This window comes from Lactobacillus mulieris (genome assembly GCF_007095465.1).
Classification (GTDB): domain Bacteria; phylum Bacillota; class Bacilli; order Lactobacillales; family Lactobacillaceae; genus Lactobacillus; species Lactobacillus mulieris.
In genome coordinates this window covers 1-16693 of record NZ_SDGL01000002.1, presented here as the reverse complement: position 1 = coordinate 16693, position 16693 = coordinate 1, and the positions used below count along the sequence as shown (strand labels likewise).

Sequence of the window (16693 nt, the reverse complement as noted above, 5' to 3'; positions counted from 1 at the left end):
GATATACACAGGAAAAATGTCGAAAAAAAGTACAAAATTTTTTTAAGAAAGTGCGTTCCCGCTATTAGTAGTGGATATTAGAGATAGAATACAATATATAGAAATGGGATTTCCACAGCTGTGGATAACATATGCGGAATAGTTGTAGATTCTGGGGTAAAATTAATAATTATGAATATTAAGATAGTATGCGTTGGAAAACTAAAAGAAAAGTATTTTAAAGATGGTATAGCAGAATATGCAAAACGTTTGAGTCGATTTGCGAAGTTTAAGATTGTGGAAGTACCTGATGAAAAAGCTCCTGAAAATATGAGTGAAGCTGAGCAAGAGCATGTTAAGGAAGTGGAAGGAGAAAAGATTCTTAGCAAGATTAAAGATAAGGAGTATGTGATTGTAACGGCTATTAAAGGGCGCGAGCGGGCTAGTGAAGAATTGGCCAAAGAAATCGCAGACTTAGGTACTTATGGACATTCAGATATTACCTTTGTAATTGGTGGTAGTTTAGGAACGAGTCCAGCTGTGAATAAAAGAGCTGATGATTTATTAAGCTTTGGAAAATTGACGATGCCCCACCAGTTAATGAGATTAGTTCTCACTGAGCAAATATATCGGGCATTTATGATTAATTCAGGTAGTCCATACCATAAGTAGAAAAAGCTAAAAGGAACCGAATTTTGACATTCAGTTCCTTTTTTATTTGCTAAAAATGAAAAATATATTATAATGATTAAAAATTATATTTAATAGAGGTACATGTCATATGATTGCTTTTAAAAATTTACAGAGAACAGAGATGGTAACGATAAGATATTTAGAGAAAGCGAAGTATAATGAACAAAATTTTAATGCGGACAGAATCGATAAAACGCTACTTCAAAGGAAAGAATAAAACTACTTTCAAAGCTGTTGATGGAATTAGCTTTACCCTTCATAAAGGTGAGGTGATTTCCTTTGTCGGGCCTAATGGAGCGGGGAAAACGACCCTAATTAGGTCTATTTCAGGTTATTTAGTTCCTACTAGTGGCAAGATCGAAATTATGGGCTTAAATTTAGCTAAAAAACTGCGAGAGGCGCGGCAAAAGATGGGGGTTGTCTTTGGTGGGGATCGAGGATTTTATAACTCAGCTTCTGCGTATGATAATTTGGCATTTTTTGCAAGGCTACTTAACGTTAAAGAAAAAGACATTAAAAATAATGTCTTGAATGCCTTAGAAATTGTTAACTTACTTGATGTTAAAGATAAGTACGTTGGTTCTTTTTCTAAAGGGATGATGCAAAGATTGCATATTGCTCGCGGATTAGTTAATCAACCTGAAATTCTAATGTTAGATGAGCCGACTGCTGGTTTAGATGTGGAATCTGTTTATACGGTTAGAGAGTTGATTAAAAACTTAAAAGAAACAGGTCATGGAATTATTTTAACTAGTCATGATATGGCTGATATTGAAACTTTAGCAGATACAATTTATTTAATTGGTGGGGGAAAACTAGTATTTAGTGGTAATACTGATCAGATTAAAGAACTTGCTGGAGTGGATGCTAATACTAGCTTAGAAAAAGCCTACTTAGCAATTGCGCCAAAGTTGAAGAGGAGGCTGTAAAGATGCTTCGCTTCATTAATTTAGTTAAATTCCAGCTCAAACTGTATGTTAAAAATAGTTATTTTGTTATGTTGGTAATTACAACTACAGCAACAATGGAGCTATATCAGTATTTAGCCCATTATGTGAATCAAACTTATACTGGGCAGGAATGGCTGATTGCTGGAATTATGGGAACCTGGGCTTCTTGTACGACTAGTGCTGGCGCTTTAGCTTATCAAAGATGGCAAGGAACTTTGCCGTATTTATTAAATTCAGGAATTAGCCGCGAGCTAGTTTTACTTGCGACTTTATCTCCAGCAGCAATTTATGGCTTAGTTGCTTTTCCCTTAGCTGGTGTTTTAGCTTTAGTGTTAGGGATGCCAGTAGCTAATTTGAGTTGGACTCTTGGGCTAGGGATTGTAATTTTATGGCTGACTGCAACAGTTTTGAGCTATTTCATTAGTTTGCTTTTCATCTTAACTCGAAATGCGATGGCCTATGAAGAATTAGTCTTAACTCCCATCTTGCTTTTATCAGGCTTGTTAACAATTCCAAGTTTTGCCTTGCCATATTTGAAACCAGTGCAAATACTAAGCCCGTTGACTTTGCCAATTAAGCTGATTTATCAAGAAAAATTAAATTTAGAACTTATTATTACTTATCTTTTAGTAACTATATTTTTTGTCTATATCTCCAAAATACTAACCGAAGTCGTTATTAAACGAGCCTTCAAAGAAAATAGATTGGGGGTATTCTAATGGAAAATTATAAAGTTACTTTTTCAACAATTGGTGATTTTGAAAATTTGCGAACCATTATTGTTAATTATTTGATTTTGCCAGTTGTATCACTAGTTATGTTTTTGCTGATTATTTATGGTACTGAACAAGACTTTCGTCGAGTATTAATTGGAAGTTTAGTTACAACAGCAATCATTACGATGATTGGGATTATTACAGGATCATATTGTTATGACCAAAATGTTGGCACTAGTGAAGAAATTATTTCCATTAAGCCCAAGTTTAGCCAATATTGGTTACCCAAGATTGTGATAGCTAGTGTAGCTGCAGCATTGGAATTGTTGATATTGGCTTTGATTGCTTTAACTAGTATGGGGATGCTAGCTTATGCAGGAAAATTGGCTAGTGGATTTTTAATTATGATTGTTTTTGCTAGTTTGTTAGCTTATATATGTGCGCTTGCGGGAGATCAAAGAGAAAATCCATATTGGCTAACTAATATTGCAACTGCTAGCTTGGTACTTGTAGCTGGAGTGATTATTCCTGTGAGTCAGTATCCAACTTGGCTAAGGGTAGTAGCAGAAGTCTTTCCTGTTAGTGATTTACTTGATTGGATTTTAGCTGGGAGTTATTTTAATCAAGCTTTGGCAGTTGCGCTTTTTAAGCTGGGACTTTGGTTTATTTTAGCTGGTGGGATGCGACTTTATCATAATTGGTATGTAAGAAATAGGTAGCAAATTAAGCAAATATAAGAAACTAAGTAAAATATATTTGCAATAAGAAACAATATGATACTAAAAAGAAATATATTGAATACAGATAACCTTGGAGGTACAACTATGACCCTAAAATATGCTCATCCTTTCAAACTATTTATGTACTTAATCTTGGCAATAATTAAGTCGTTTGAAATGGTATTTGTTGCTTATACTTTTAAACTGTTTATTGATTATGCTAATAAACCCAAGGGTAGTTTGCTAAATATTGTACTTGCTGCTTTTGGAGTATTAGTTCTATTGGGAATAGCGGGAGTGCTATATCAACTGCTGTATGCCAATATTGTGACTGAGATTAATTTAAATATTAAGGCTAAAGCAGCAAAATACTTACTTGTTAATAGAAATTCTAATTCTGAAATTGATGTATCGTTCATGACTAATGACTTAAAGCAACTTGAAACTAATCGCATTGAAGCACAACTAGATATTATCATGAATGCCATTCAATTTATTTCAGCTTTTGTTTCAGCTTTATTAGGGTCATGGATTTTATCATTAGTATTCTTATTTGCTGCCTTTGCTCCAGCATTATTACAGAATATCTTTGGACCAATGATTGAAAAAAGTTCCGATGTCTGGGAAAAAGAAAATCGAAAATATACTAATACAGTAGATGATTCTTTAACTATCGCACCTATGGCTCAGCTTTATGATGTTGAACCTTCACTGATGTATCGCTTGTATAAAGCAGCTAAAAACATGGAATTAGCCCTTAGAAAGACCAATAGTGTTAAACAGATTGCTAATGAATTAACTATGACTTTAGCATTTATTTGTTCAATGTTATTATCTTTTGCGATTGGGGTATATTTGGTAGTTAATGGGCAAATAACTTTGGGTACTATCATGATGATTGCCCAATTAGCAAATAACTTTATTAATCCTATTGTTGGTATTTTTGGTGATATTAATAATGTTAAGTCAACAAATCCAATTTGGAATAAATTTTTAGCAATTCCGGAACTTACTGAAGAATCTACAGAATCAGCTACAAATAAATTTACTAACTTAAAAATCCAAAATGCTGCAATTAAAATTAATGATAAGCAAATTTTCTCTAACGTAAATTTAGATGTTAAATCAGGTGAAAAAATTTTACTTGATGCGCCATCAGGTTGGGGAAAATCGACTTTATTAAATGTGATAATTGGTAATTATAAGTTAACTACTGGTGATTATCTGTTTAATGGTAAAGAAGAAAATGGTAATTGGAATCAATTGCACCAGTACTTTAGCTTTATTAATCAGAAGCCAATAATTTTAGATGATACTTTAGGCTTTAACATAACTTTAGGAAGAAAAGTTTCTGCTGAAGTTTTAGACAATGCAATTACTAAAGCAGGATTAAAAGAGCTAGTTGCAGATAAAGGATTAGATTACCAAGTTGGAAAAAATGGGAAGAACCTGTCTGGTGGTCAAAATCAACGGGTTGAAATTGCTCGGGCAATTATAGCCAATCGGCCAATTTTGATTGCTGATGAAGCTACTAGTGCTTTAGATCAAGACTTATCTGAAAAGATTCATCAAACTATTTTAGAAGATTTCCCAGGTACGGTAATCGAAGTTGCTCATAAAGTTTCTGAAAAAGAAAAGGCCAAATTTACTCAAGTAGTAGAATTAGCTAAAGCTTAAATAAACTATCAACAGAAAAATTATAGAGTCAAAAATAGCGGTTGAGATGAATCTCGCCGCTATTTTGATTTACATGAATAAAATCCTCTGTTTTTTCGTATTTTATTTTGTACGCAAAAATATAGGAGGAAGATGAATGCTAGAAGATAATAAGTACTATGGCTTTACAAATGATGAGATCTTTGGCAGTATTATGCAAAATAAGCGATTTTGTAAGGCGATTATTCAAGCGGCACTACCTGATGTGAATGTTGTTTCAGTTGAGAGTATCGATGCGCAAAAAGAGTTAGGGACTAAAAGTGATAAGAGAAGCAAGTCCGTTCGCTTAGACATTGCGGTTAAAGACCAATCTGGTAACTTATACGATTGTGAAATGCAAGTTAATAACAACCATGATATTGGGCCACGAATGAGGTACTATCAATCGTCGATGGACAGGGATACCTTGGACCGGGGAGAACCATATACTTCGCTGTCTAGAACTTATCTAATTTTTCTTTGTGCATTTGACCCGTTCGGTAAAGGGAAATTACGCTATAGTTTTCACTTGTAAGATGACGAAGATAAAAGTATTCAGCTAAAGAACAATGCCGAAAATATTATCATTAACTCTAAAGGGAGTGGCAGTGAAGATGTCGATTTGTTAAATCTCCAAAGATTAATGAACGATGATAAAATAGAATCAAAAGGAATCTTTAAAGAGATTCAGAACAAAATCCAAGAATACAATGATGATCCGAAAAGGAGAAATCTTATGAGAACAGCAGAATTACGTATGAAAGAAGAAACAGCAATAGCTGAAAAGAGAGGTCGCGAAAAAGGCGACAAGAATACGGTACAATCTTTTGTCAACTTTTTTAAACGGAGTAAAGCTCAAATGAGTGAGGAGGAAATATTTTCGGCAATCAAAGATTCTGTGAGTTCAAACTTCAGTTTAAGTGACTCAGACATCAAAGCAATAATCCACCAAAATATGAAATAAACTCCAAAAGGAGAAATCTTTTATAGTTTTTATATTTAATAATTAAAAAGTAGGGATATTAATGATAAAGTTGGAGTATATCTACTTTGTATAGTAACAGTTATATTTTTATGCTTTATGCTCTTTAGACTGAATAATGAAACTAAGTCTGAAAATGTAAGAAACTTAAAAGTAAATAAACATACAAATAGTCAGAGCTCTAAGCAACAATATGAAATCAGTTCTGTTTATAAGGCAGAAAATGTTGAAGAAACTATTTCTGAATCATCTTCGAGTGATGATATAGAAACTAATTATGGAAAAATAGGCTCTTTTGATGTACCTAAAGAGTTTCAAGGAACATGGTATATGGCACTGGAAAATGGAAAAATAATAGATTTAAGGATATCAGAACATACAATTAATGAAGATTTACTATTTATAAAAGATCCTAATTTTCAAGTTGCTTCAGATGACCCAAGAGTGAAAGATTTTCCGTCCGATATTCAATCTTGGTACGATACAAAGCTTGTATATTATAAAGGGGATAAAGTTATAAGTTTAGTTCACTGGCTTTTATCAGGTACAGATAGCTTTAATTATCGTCTGCATAATGAAGATGGAAATCAGGTAATTGTCTGGGTTCATGGGCCATTATCAGAACGGTGTGTATTTTTTTAAGACTCCTGAACTAGCTAAGAAATATGCTGGAGTGAAATTCTCTGATTTAGTAGATTAAAGAAAATAACTAAAAAACACTAATACAATAAAAATCACTAAAATCCCTCCGAACCAGAGGTAATCACTGAAGCGGACTTGCACAACTTGCAAGACGCTTCTTTTTTTATCTTCGTTAAAGCCATGAGAAGTCATCGCTTGAGCAAGTAACTCTGAATTGGCTAAAGCCGCAAGTAATGCTTTGAAATAGAGTCTGGGTGAAAAAAGTGAAAGTGGAGTTTGCCGCATTAATCCTGCATATCTAATTTGTTTAATTTGTCGTTTCATCTTAGGCAAAATGTTGACGGCGGCTAAAAAACCATAAGCAAATTTGGCAGGTAGATGGAGATTTTGTTCAAAAGATCTGGCAAGAGTGGTCATATCAGTTGTTAAAGTTAGACATGCTCCAGTAAAAACATAGACATAGATGCGGCTAGCTAAGCTTGTGGCATCATAGACTGAGTTCTTACTAAAGTAAGCAATCGTAACGAAAGCGCAAATTGCTGCCAAGGCCGGATAAAGTAAAAGTTTGAAAAATTGCGTTAGCTTTAAATGGTATTTAATTAAATAGATAAAACAGGCAAAGATAACAATCAGGTTCAGTTCAACAGAATTGGTTGCGGATATAACTAATGCAATGATTAATAAAAGTAGAAATTTAAAACTAGGATTCAAGATTTTCTCCTCCGTTTTGAACATAAGTTAAGCCTTTTTTAGCTAGAACTAAATGGTAGTCACAAATTGGTGTAAGTTCGCAAATTTGGTGACTGATGATAATAAAAGTCTGATTAGTTTGCTTTTGAATATCAGATAGCAGGTTAATGATTATTTGTCTTGAAGCTGTATCAAGACCAGCAAGTGGTTCATCTAGTAGTAATACATCATGATTATTTAATAGCATTAATAAGATTTGGAGTTTCTTTTTTTGACCTCCAGATAAGGTATAAACGCTATGATCTAACAGCTTGTTTAGACTTAATTTTTCTAAGCTTTTAGCTAATTTCTCTTTTGTAAAATATGGATTTACTTGCTTTTTTTGGCTTAGTGTTAATTCCTCTTGGACAGTGATTTCTAAGAATTGATTGTTAGCTTCTTGAAAAACTTGAGCAACACTCGCCAGATAAGGTTTTAGGTGCCAGCCTTTTATTTCTTTTGATTTATAAGTTAGATTTCCATAATAGGGATGCATTTTAGTTAAAGTTTTAAATAAAGTTGTTTTGCCAGCTCCATTTTCGCCGGTAAGCAAGGTAATCTTCCCTTGATAAATTTTTTGCGTGGAAACTTCAATCAAAGGGAGGTGTTGCTTGATAACTGTATTTGAAAAGTTAAAGATTGATTTTTGATTTTGAGGTAAGGAAAATTTAACCTTATAAGGTTGTTTTAGTTGCTTAAATAGCTTGGTTCTTTCCTCATTAGTTAGCGGATGGAGTTGTTTGTCTTTAAACAGCCAAATTTCGTCTGCTAGAGTTTCATAATCTGGTAAATCATGGTCAACAATAATCACAGTTTTACCAGCTTTAACTAATTGTTTTAGTTTAATTAAAATATTTCTTCTACTAGCTAAATCACAATTTGCAAATGGTTCATCAAGTAAAAGTAAGTCGCTATCCATAGCCAATAAAATAGCTAAAGCAACTTTTTGTTTTTCTCCGCCAGAGAGTTGAGCAATTGGTTGCTTTAATAAGTGACTAATTCCAGGAAATTTAGCTACATGGTTTATTTTATCTTTATAAGTTTCACGTGAAACTTTTAGATTTTCCATCGTGAAAATTAATTCATTATAAGCAGTAGGTAAAGCAAATTGAAGTTCTGGATCTTGGAACATCATATTTGTTTTTGCATCAATTGAAATTTTACCAGTTAGCTTGCCACCGAATTTTGGTAATAAACCGGCCATGATTTTAAGTAAAGTAGATTTACCAGCACCATTTTCTCCAATTAAGAGATGAATTTTACCAGGTGCAAAGTTAATAGATAAATTTTGGATAATGGATTGCTTATCGTAAGCAAAATTTACATGAGATAACATAATCGAAGTCAAAATAAAACCACCTTTCATGAGGTGGCATTAAGTAATCAAAAGTCATTTTCCCTTCACTAGCATTACCTAGACCAGGTTCAATGGGTATCATCTCAGCCTAACGGCACCCCTAAACGTCTTGATTATATATAAAAACGCTGTCATTGTCTATTCAATTGCTTTCAGACGTTGTATAGTTAATTAAAATAAGTTGAAAAGAGAGCAAGTATGAATAAAAAGAGAATAACTATTGTTACGATGGCTTTGTTACTATCTAATGCAATGTCTGGATTAGACAATACAATTATTAATACCGCCCTTCCTAGAATTATTGCAGATCTTAAAGGGATTGAATATATGGGGTGGATGGTTAGTGTATTTTTATTAGGAACAGCTGTTGCAACGCCATTATGGAGTAAGCTAGGTGAACGTACTAGTAATAAGCTAGCGTATCAGCTAGCGGCATTAACTTTTTTATTAGGAGCATTATTTCAAGGGATGGCTCCTAATATGTTTATCTTGTTGCTGGCGAGATTAATTTGTGGATTAGGAAATGGGGGAATGGTTTCGATTCCTTATATTATTTATTCAGACTTGTATCCTAATCCAGCTAAAAGAATGAGAACTCTGGGTTTAGTTAGTGCTTTTTATTCTTCAGCAACCATCATGGGACCGATGCTAGGGGGCTGGATAGTTGATACTTTGTCGTGGCGCTGGGTATTTTACCTTAATATTCCAGTTGCTTTGATATCAATTATTCTTGTGCAAATCTACTTTATCGATGAAAAAGTTGAGCGACCAAAGAAAAAGGTTGATTTAGGTGGAGCAATCACTTTAACTTTGGGTTTAATTATTATGTTAATTGGTGTGGATTTAATTGGTGAAACACAACTTGGTACTTTATTAATATTATTTGCGGCAGCTTTGATATTCTTTGGAATGTTAATCATTATTGAAAAAAGAGCTGAAGATCCAGTTATTCCAGGACGTTTATTTAAAAACTCAGATTTAAATATTGATTTTGCTTTGTTTGTTTTAATTTGGGCAGCAATGATGGCATTTAGTGTTTATGCACCAATGTGGGCTCAAGGATTACTAGCTACTAGTGCCTTTATTGGTGGAGCTACACAAATTCCGGGTGCATTTACTGATTTATGCGCTTCTTTATCAGTTGCTAAAATGCGAGAACATTGGTCGGCAGGTCAAGTGGTATTAATTGGGATTGGTTCACTGCTAATAGGTTATTTCATAATGATGTTTGGACCTATTACAATGCCTTATTTTTTAATTATTTTAGCGGGGATGTTTCAAGGTGTTGGTAATGGGATTGTCTTTAATGAATTACAAGTTAAGGTCCAACAAGATGTTGAGAAACAAGATGTCCCAGTAGCAACTTCGTTTTCATTTTTGATTAGAATGATTGCTTCTGCCGTGGCGGCTAGTGTTTTTGGGTTGATTATGAATGCCTCACTTTTTAAAGGTGTTAGGGAAAGTAGAGGTAGTATAACGATAAATATGCTCAATCATTTATCTGATGCTGAAACAAGTAAGTTATTGCCACAAGCATTATTACCACAAATGAGGCAGATTCTTTATAGTGGAATTCACAATATTATGATTGTCGCAACAATATTAATTATTGCTTCATTCTTTATTGGATATTACGCTCGGCAAAAAGAAAAGCATTCCATCAGCAAATAAGAAACCATTAATTGTATAATGATATTAAGGCGGTGATTTAAGTGGCAATTTTTACATTAGACCAATACTTAAAGGGAGTTATTAAAAATACTAAACAAAATACTAATGATTTAAAATTAGACTCCAAAAATAAAGATCAAAAAGATTTTGCCATTTATGTTGAAAATCATAATGGCGGTATTCACCGCTATCATTCACAAGAAGAATGGCTTTTTGTAGAAAATGGGACATGTTCTATTAAATTCCATAATCAAATACTTGATTTAACAGCTGGAAATTTAGTTCTGATTAAAGCAGGACAAGCGTTTGAAATTAAAGAGCAAACTTCCGAAACAGTAGTTGTTAAGATGCGTGTTAAAGCGATTTATAATTTTGAAAAAGAACTTCAAAATTATCTAAGTTTAGATGATAAAGAAAATGAAATTTTAGTGACAGTTAAAAATTTATTAGCTGAAGAAGGCTATCTTTTTATTAAGACCAGTCGATTGATGAAACAAAGCCAGTTGATTGAAAATATTATCAACGAATATTTAAATGGTGACTTATTTATGGCGCCAATGATGGCTGGAACTTTTAGTCAATTACTTGCTTTATCACTTAGAATGCAAACATTTAATCGCACGGCAGGAAAGACTAAAAAGGTCAATTTTATAGGTAGTGACCTAGATAGGTATATAGATTTGCACTTTGCTGATATTAAATTAGCAGAAGCAGCGGAATATTTTGGATTTAATCAAAATTATTTCTCTAATTTAGTTAAACAAAAAACTGGTAAAAGTTTTGTTGAACATGTTGATGAACGAAGAATGCAGGAAGCGCGTGAGTTATTGGCACAGCCTAATTTGTCATTGAAAGAAATTATTAGCCGAGTAGGATATTCAAGTAAGTCATTCTTTTATAAAAAATTTAGTGAATATTATGGTACTACTCCGGCATTGATGAGAGAAGAATTATTTAGACAGGCAAATATTAACTTGAAATAGGGCTAATAAGGTATAAGAATGAAAAAAATTATCAATCTTTTATTGATGTTGGGTGTTATAACGCTTTTGTTTTCTATAACGGGACAAAGAGTATTAGCAGATAGTCCTAGTTATGATATTACTAATGTAAAAGTAGCAAGTCATATTCAAGCTGATGGCAGTTTAACAATTGAACGAAAGATTACTTATAAGTTTGATAGTTCTGCTCGTGGGGTTTATTATCGGCAGAATTTGTTAAAAAATCAAAAGTTGCTTAATCCTCAAGTAAAGATAATCAATCAAGGTGTAACAAAGACAATAATTAATAATTCCAGTGGAAGCAATGATACTTATCAACTTAGTTATAAAAACGGCTATCAATTTAAAGTATTTCACAAAGTAAAAGCAGGTAATCGTTTTACAATTGTATATCGTTACAAGATAACAAATGCTATAAAAAATTGGCAGGATACAGCTGAGCTTAATTTTAAAATTATTGGTAATGGTTGGGAAACTGATTTAGATCATGTTGAAGCTGAGGTTGTATTTCCAAGTAAGGTCTCGATGTTAAAAGCTTGGGCACACGGTGACTTATCAGGTCGTATTCAAGTATTGCCAGATAAGGGACGAATCATTATGACTGCTGATAATGTAGCTGGAAATACTGGAATTGAGGTCCATGCAATTTTTCCAACAAGTGTTACTGCAGATAATAAAAATGTCTCAAATGAAAAGCGTAAGCAATTTATTTTAAAACAAGAAAAACAACTTGCAGAAGAAGCTAACCGAAGAAGAAAAAGAGCGGGATATATTTTAATTTTTAGCGTCATTGTTTCTATTTTGGCGATAATTGCTAGTTTATTCGTAAAGAAACAAGGATCAAAACCTAAGAAAATGTCTGCCTTGGCTCATAGTTATGAAATTCCTGAAGTAAGTCCTATTATGGCTCAAATTCTTGATAATACTTCCAAGCCAGATACTCAAGCATTGATGGCTTTAATTACTGAATTGACCGGAAAGCATAAGTTAGAAATTAGAGAAGAAAAAATTGGCAAGATTATAAAAAAGTCGAGCTATCGAATTTTTTTGAAAGATCAAACTGCTTTAAGTCAGCAACCACTATTAAGATTTTTATTTGATGAAGTAGGAAACGGTGCAAGTTTTTCTACATATGAATTAAAGAAATTTGATGATCCTAAAGAATTAAGTGAGAAGTATCAAGCTTGGAGAAATCAATATTACAAGCAAGCTTATCAAAGAAATTATTTCTCAAATAAAATCCGAGAAAAGAAGCAAAATATAGTAGCTTTAGCTGGAATATTGGTTGCTATCAATGCAATAATTATTTTCTTATCATGTATGTTAAGTATAATTTCATGGCAATTATTAGTATTAGCAATTATTTTAGCAATTTTAAATGGTATTTCGTGGTTGGTAGCTGCTAGTCGGTTAGGCATTTATACAGAAAAAGGTGCCGAAATTACAAACCAAGTACGTAGTTTTAAGAAGATGCTTGAAAATATTGGTAATTTTAAAATGAGAGATATTGGCGAGCTTATTCTTTGGGAAGATATTATGCCTTATGCAGTAGCATTAGGTCTATCTGAGAAAGTTTTAAAACAACTCCGATTGGAATTTAGCGAAAGTGAATTAGCAACTAGTGATTTAGTTGTTTATCAAGCTCTATATTTAAATAATAGTAGTAGCAATAATTTTGAACATAGTTTTACTTCTGCTTTTAATGCAGGCTCAAGTATTAGTTCTGATTCAGGCTCATCAGGTGGTTTTTCAAGTGGTTCATCTGGTGGCTTTGGTGGTGGAAGTGGTGGAGGCGCCTTTTAACGCTGTTTACTAGTCCAAAAATAGTAGTCAACAATAATGAAAAAGGAAAAACCATATTTCGATAAGATTTCGGAATATGGTTTTTCTTGGTTGTAATATAAAAGTTATAAATTTCCTATATTGCTTCATTTTTTTCCTAAATATATTTACACTTAAAATAGTAAAGTATCTAAAGGAGAAAAGGTATGGCAAACTATCGCAGTGTTTTTGATATCATTGGGCCAGTTATGGTAGGCCCTTCAAGCTCGCACACAGCTGGAGCAGTTGCAATTGGAAATGCTGCGCGCTTAATTTTTCAAAAAACTCCTAAAAAAGTAGTAGTTCATTATTATGAATCTTTTGCTAAAACGCATCGTGGTCACGGAACTGATTTTGCTATTGCAGGTGGATTATTAGGTATGACTCCAGATGATGAGCGAATACCCAATGCTCCTAAATTATTAGCTGAAGCAGGTATTAAATTGCGTTTTGTTGAAGAAGATGGACCAAGTCCGATTAATCACCCTAATACTGCAATTATCTCTATGTCAGATGATGAGAAGCAAATTACAGTTGGTGGTTGTTCAATTGGTGGTGGAATAATTGAAATTCGATTAATTGAATTTCAAGGTAATAAGATGAACTTAACAGGCCCCTTGCCAATGATTTTATATTTAGTTCATGGAAAAAATAATCCACTGGTTAATGAATTAAATGAGATATTAGAACAAGAAGCAAGTTTACAAAAGGTCCAAAAATGGCCGATAGGTGATAGTGAATTATTTGAATTTGATATTGCTAAATATTTATCACCTAAACGCTTTTCAGAACTACAAGAAAAGTTTAAGGGTATTATTTATTTGAAGTAGGAAAAATTATGTTTGATAGTGTTAAAGAAATTGTTGAAGCAGCTAACAATACTGGTAAGCCCATTTCAGAATTAATAATTGAAGAAGAAATCAAAACTTCTGGTTTGAGTCGGGAAGAAATTTGGAAAAAAATGCGCTTTAATCTGCAAACCATGCAAAATGCTGTAAAAAGAGGTGAATCTGGTAAAGGAGTACTTTCTTCAACTGGCTTAACGGGTGGTGAAGCTGTAAAAGTTGCAAAATATCGGCAAACGCACAGGACCTTGTCAGGCGATACTATGATGGGGGCTGTTCAAGCAGCAATGGCAACTAATGAAGTTAATGCTGCCTTAGGGATTATTTGTGCTACGCCAACAGCTGGTTCTTCTGGAACTTTACCAGGTGTAATTGCTTCGTTAGAAAAGCGACTTAATTTAGATGAAGATGCTTTAGTACGTTTTTTATTTACAGCTGCAGGTTTTGGTTGGGTAATTGCTAATCACGCAGGAATCGCTGGGGCAACTGGAGGTTGTCAGGCAGAAGGGGGAAGTGCTTCTGCAATGGGAGCAGCGGCGGGGCGGCAGTTGAAGCAGCTGGTGGAACACCGCAGCAATGTGCCGAAGCTTTATCAATTGCAATTAGTAATTTATTAGGCTTAGTTTGTGATCCGATTGCTGGGTTAGTAGAAGTTCCTTGTGTTAAGCGTAACGCCATTGGAGCAGCGAATGCATTAGTTTCTGCTGATTTGGCTTTAGCAGGATGTGCAAGTGTAATTCCAGCAGATGAATGTATTATGGCCCTTGATAAGGTAGGAAAATCAATGCCAGCAGCTTTACGTGAAACTGGGATTGGCGGTTTAGCCGGAACTCCTACCGGTCAAGCAATTAAGGCTAAGATTTTTGGTAAAGATGCATAGCGGTGAAAAATGAGAACACCAGAAGTTATTAAAGATGAAATTATCAAACAACTAGCAACTGTTGTGGATCCTGAATTAGGAATAGATATCGTTAATATGGGATTTGTCTATAGTATTGATTTAGACGAAGATGGTATTTGTTTAGTTGAATTAACATTAGAAATTTTAGGCTGCCCATTAGAGTTTGTTTTAGCAAAAATGATTAAAGAAGTACTAGTAAAGGTTCCTGAAGTTAAAAACGTTGACGTTGAATTTAGGACGGAGCCTAGATGGACTAAAGAACGGATGTCAGATTATGCTAAATTTGCCTTGGGAGTAAGTTAATAAAATAGTACGTAAAAAAGCGAATCCAACTGGATTCGCTTTTTACATGTTTTCAAGACGCTTGATTCGTTCACTTGTAGGTGGGTGAGTGTCAAATAAACTACCATGTTCTTTCTTTACAGGGTCTTCAATATAAAGAGCCCGGCTACTAGAACTAACATTTTCCATTGGTTGACTGCTTTCAATCTTTTTTAAAGCTGAAATTAAACCATGAGGATTTCTAGTTAATTCAACACTTCCAGCATCAGCTAAATATTCTCGATTTCGTGATAATGCCAAATTGATTAAAGTTGCAGCTAAAGGTGCTAGCAAAATAGTAATTACGAAGAGTACCACCTTTAAAATTTCTAAGTTCTTGTTGTCATTATCGTCATCATCGCGTTCACGCCTACTTCCCCCAAACCAGAATAAATAGCGGGAGGTAAAGTCGGTTAATAATGTAATAACTGTTAACATTGCAATCGCAATAGTTGATACCAAGATATCATAATTGCGGACGTGAGAGAGTTCGTGACCTAGGACTCCTTCAAGCTCTTCACGATTCATCATTTCAAGTAAACCATGAGTCACAGCAACACTAGCATGTTCTGGATCTCGTCCTGTCGCAAAGGCATTGGGACTATCATCATCAATAATGTAAACGCGAGGCATTGGAACACGTGCCACCATCGCCATATCTTCAACTATGTGCCAAAGTTCTGGATTGTCTTGTTCATGAATTTCTTCTGCATTATTCATGCTCATGACTAGTTGTGCAGGATCATGTAAAACAATTGCTAAATAAATACCTGTTCCAATTAGAGCAATAATTATCCCTGTTACCATACTGCTGGCAACGAAGTAACCTACAGCTGCCCCAACTAATGCCAATATTAAAACGAAAATCGTTAAAATTAAGACAGTTTTGCGTTTGTTTTTTGATATTTGCTCAAATAGCATAGATTAGTCCTTAAATGAAACTTTAGGAGCTTCCTTTTCAGCTTCTGGGGTTACTAGATATTCAACCTTAGTGAAATGATGGATGTTAGCGACAATATTTGAAGGGAAAGTTAATAGTTTTCTGTCATAAAGAGCAGCACTTGAGTTGTAAAGTTGACGTGAATATGCAATCTTGTTTTCGGTATTAGTAAGTTCTTCCATTAATTTGCCAAATTCTTGATTTGCCTTTAAATCAGGATAAGCTTCGCTTAAAGCAAAGATAGTCTTTAAAGAATCGGTAATTTGATTAGAAACTTTCATCTTTTCTTCGTGATCATCTGCTGGAACTTGAGTTAATTGGTTTCTTAATTCAACGATTTGACTTAAAGTTTCTTTTTCATGAGCGGCATAACCTTTAACAGTTTCTACCAAATTAGGAATTAAATCATTTCTTCGTTTTAATTGTACATCGATTTGACTCCATGATTCTTCAGTGTAAACTTTGGCATTCTGTAAGCCGTTATAAGTTGTAATATAAACAATTGCCAAGATAATTACAATTGCTAAAATAATCCAAATAGTCATAGTAATTTCTCCTTAATTAACTAATTTAGTCCTTAAGATAATTGTATAGAATAGGATTTTTTTTACAAGAAAAAAGAAGACAATTATGTCTTCTTTAAATTAAATATTGAAATACGCGTGGTGCTAGTTAAATCTTTCTAGACAATAAGCCAAATTATAAGCTAAAATTGCAATTTCCAACCGGCT

15 protein-coding genes, 2 pseudogenes and 1 riboswitch are annotated in these 16693 nt (G+C 33.7%); of the genes and pseudogenes, 13 read left to right on the top strand and 4 right to left on the bottom strand.

What is annotated here, in order from left to right; genetic code table 11:
• The first annotated feature begins 171 nt into the window (after positions 1–171).
• The 7 genes and pseudogenes from rlmH to ETI37_RS00860 all read left to right on the top strand — a co-directional run bounded on the left by rlmH (position 172) and on the right by ETI37_RS00860 (position 6376).
• Positions 172–651: a 23S rRNA (pseudouridine(1915)-N(3))-methyltransferase RlmH gene (gene rlmH / locus ETI37_RS00890; RefSeq protein WP_006587545.1), complete on the top strand. Its 480-nt coding sequence runs from the start codon at positions 172–174 to the stop codon at positions 649–651.
• A 179-nt stretch (positions 652–830) separates the two neighbouring features.
• The gene (locus ETI37_RS00885; RefSeq protein WP_006586107.1) at positions 831–1601 is read left to right on the top strand and encodes an ABC transporter ATP-binding protein; all 771 of its coding nucleotides are present in this window, start codon (positions 831–833) and stop codon (positions 1599–1601) included.
• A gap of 2 nt (positions 1602–1603) precedes the next feature.
• Positions 1604–2341, top strand: a complete 738-nt coding sequence (locus tag ETI37_RS00880; RefSeq protein ID WP_006586108.1) for an ABC transporter permease — start codon at positions 1604–1606, stop codon at positions 2339–2341.
• Positions 2341–3057, top strand: coding sequence for an ABC transporter permease (locus ETI37_RS00875; protein ID WP_006586109.1), 717 nt, complete (start codon positions 2341–2343; stop codon positions 3055–3057). Before ETI37_RS00880 ends, ETI37_RS00875 begins: the two co-directional genes overlap by 1 nt.
• A gap of 105 nt (positions 3058–3162) precedes the next feature.
• Entirely contained in the window at positions 3163–4734 is a 1572-nt protein-coding gene (locus ETI37_RS00870; protein WP_143458356.1) for an ATP-binding cassette domain-containing protein, read from the top strand.
• 136 nt (positions 4735–4870) lie between these two features.
• Positions 4871–5716: pseudogene (locus tag ETI37_RS00865) on the top strand (Rpn family recombination-promoting nuclease/putative transposase).
• A gap of 117 nt (positions 5717–5833) precedes the next feature.
• Entirely contained in the window at positions 5834–6376 is a 543-nt protein-coding gene (locus ETI37_RS00860; RefSeq protein ID WP_006586113.1) for a hypothetical protein, read from the top strand.
• 54 nt (positions 6377–6430) lie between these two features.
• On the opposite strand, the gene ETI37_RS00855 is transcribed toward ETI37_RS00860, so the two are convergent.
• On the bottom strand, positions 6431–7087 hold the full coding sequence (locus ETI37_RS00855) for an energy-coupling factor transporter transmembrane component T family protein (protein ID WP_006587547.1): 657 nt from the start codon (positions 7085–7087) through the stop codon (positions 6431–6433).
• A complete protein-coding gene (locus ETI37_RS00850; protein ID WP_167494281.1) occupies positions 7077–8453 on the bottom strand; it encodes an ATP-binding cassette domain-containing protein in 1377 nt (458 codons plus the stop codon). Before ETI37_RS00850 ends, ETI37_RS00855 begins: the two co-directional genes overlap by 11 nt.
• Positions 8454–8484: 31 nt before the next feature.
• A riboswitch (TPP riboswitch) is annotated at positions 8485–8574 on the bottom strand.
• An 86-nt stretch (positions 8575–8660) separates the two neighbouring features.
• Between ETI37_RS00850 and ETI37_RS00845 the strand changes: the two genes are divergently transcribed.
• The 6 genes and pseudogenes from ETI37_RS00845 (at position 8661) to ETI37_RS00820 (ending at position 15004) form a co-directional block, all read left to right on the top strand.
• Positions 8661–10133 carry an MFS transporter gene (locus ETI37_RS00845; protein ID WP_006586116.1) on the top strand — a complete coding sequence of 491 codons (1473 nt, stop codon included), beginning with the start codon at positions 8661–8663 and terminating at the stop codon, positions 10131–10133.
• Positions 10134–10174: 41 nt separating this feature from the next.
• Positions 10175–11116 (top strand): AraC family transcriptional regulator, encoded by a 942-nt coding sequence (locus ETI37_RS00840; RefSeq protein ID WP_006586117.1) that lies wholly within the window; start codon positions 10175–10177, stop codon positions 11114–11116.
• Positions 11117–11134: 18 nt separating this feature from the next.
• Positions 11135–12937: a DUF2207 domain-containing protein gene (locus tag ETI37_RS00835; RefSeq protein ID WP_006586118.1), complete on the top strand. Its 1803-nt coding sequence runs from the start codon at positions 11135–11137 to the stop codon at positions 12935–12937.
• Positions 12938–13122: 185 nt separating this feature from the next.
• On the top strand, positions 13123–13785 hold the full coding sequence (sdaAB, locus tag ETI37_RS00830; protein ID WP_006586119.1) for an L-serine ammonia-lyase, iron-sulfur-dependent subunit beta: 663 nt from the start codon (positions 13123–13125) through the stop codon (positions 13783–13785).
• An 8-nt stretch (positions 13786–13793) separates the two neighbouring features.
• A pseudogene (gene sdaAA, locus ETI37_RS00825) lies at positions 13794–14680 on the top strand (L-serine ammonia-lyase, iron-sulfur-dependent, subunit alpha).
• Between the two features lie 9 nt (positions 14681–14689).
• A complete protein-coding gene (locus ETI37_RS00820) occupies positions 14690–15004 on the top strand; it encodes a metal-sulfur cluster assembly factor (protein WP_006586121.1) in 315 nt (104 codons plus the stop codon).
• A gap of 42 nt (positions 15005–15046) precedes the next feature.
• Here ETI37_RS00820 and htpX read toward each other — a convergent pair whose 3' ends face one another.
• Entirely contained in the window at positions 15047–15943 is an 897-nt protein-coding gene (gene htpX / locus ETI37_RS00815; protein WP_006586122.1) for a zinc metalloprotease HtpX, read from the bottom strand.
• Positions 15944–15946: 3 nt separating this feature from the next.
• Positions 15947–16507, bottom strand: a complete 561-nt coding sequence (locus tag ETI37_RS00810; protein WP_006586123.1) for a LemA family protein — start codon at positions 16505–16507, stop codon at positions 15947–15949.
• Between the last annotated feature and the right edge of the window lie 186 nt (positions 16508–16693).

Bases quoted from the DNA above. Each gene is read 5' to 3' on its own strand.
- ETI37_RS00875 (WP_006586109.1), top strand. From the start codon at position 2,341: ATGGAAAATTATAAAGTTACTTTTTCAACAATTGGTGATTTTGAAAAT.
- ETI37_RS00885 (WP_006586107.1), top strand. From the start codon at position 831: ATGAACAAAATTTTAATGCGGACAGAATCGATAAAACGCTACTTCAAA.
- ETI37_RS00835 (WP_006586118.1), top strand. From the start codon at position 11,135: ATGAAAAAAATTATCAATCTTTTATTGATGTTGGGTGTTATAACGCTT.
- sdaAB (WP_006586119.1), top strand. From the start codon at position 13,123: ATGGCAAACTATCGCAGTGTTTTTGATATCATTGGGCCAGTTATGGTA.
- ETI37_RS00880 (WP_006586108.1), top strand. From the start codon at position 1,604: ATGCTTCGCTTCATTAATTTAGTTAAATTCCAGCTCAAACTGTATGTT.
- ETI37_RS00870 (WP_143458356.1), top strand. From the start codon at position 3,163: ATGACCCTAAAATATGCTCATCCTTTCAAACTATTTATGTACTTAATC.
- ETI37_RS00810 (WP_006586123.1), bottom strand. From the start codon at position 16,507: ATGACTATTTGGATTATTTTAGCAATTGTAATTATCTTGGCAATTGTT.
- rlmH (WP_006587545.1), top strand. From the start codon at position 172: ATGAATATTAAGATAGTATGCGTTGGAAAACTAAAAGAAAAGTATTTT.
- ETI37_RS00860 (WP_006586113.1), top strand. From the start codon at position 5,834: ATGCTCTTTAGACTGAATAATGAAACTAAGTCTGAAAATGTAAGAAAC.
- ETI37_RS00845 (WP_006586116.1), top strand. From the start codon at position 8,661: ATGAATAAAAAGAGAATAACTATTGTTACGATGGCTTTGTTACTATCT.
- htpX (WP_006586122.1), bottom strand. From the start codon at position 15,943: ATGCTATTTGAGCAAATATCAAAAAACAAACGCAAAACTGTCTTAATT.
- ETI37_RS00820 (WP_006586121.1), top strand. From the start codon at position 14,690: ATGAGAACACCAGAAGTTATTAAAGATGAAATTATCAAACAACTAGCA.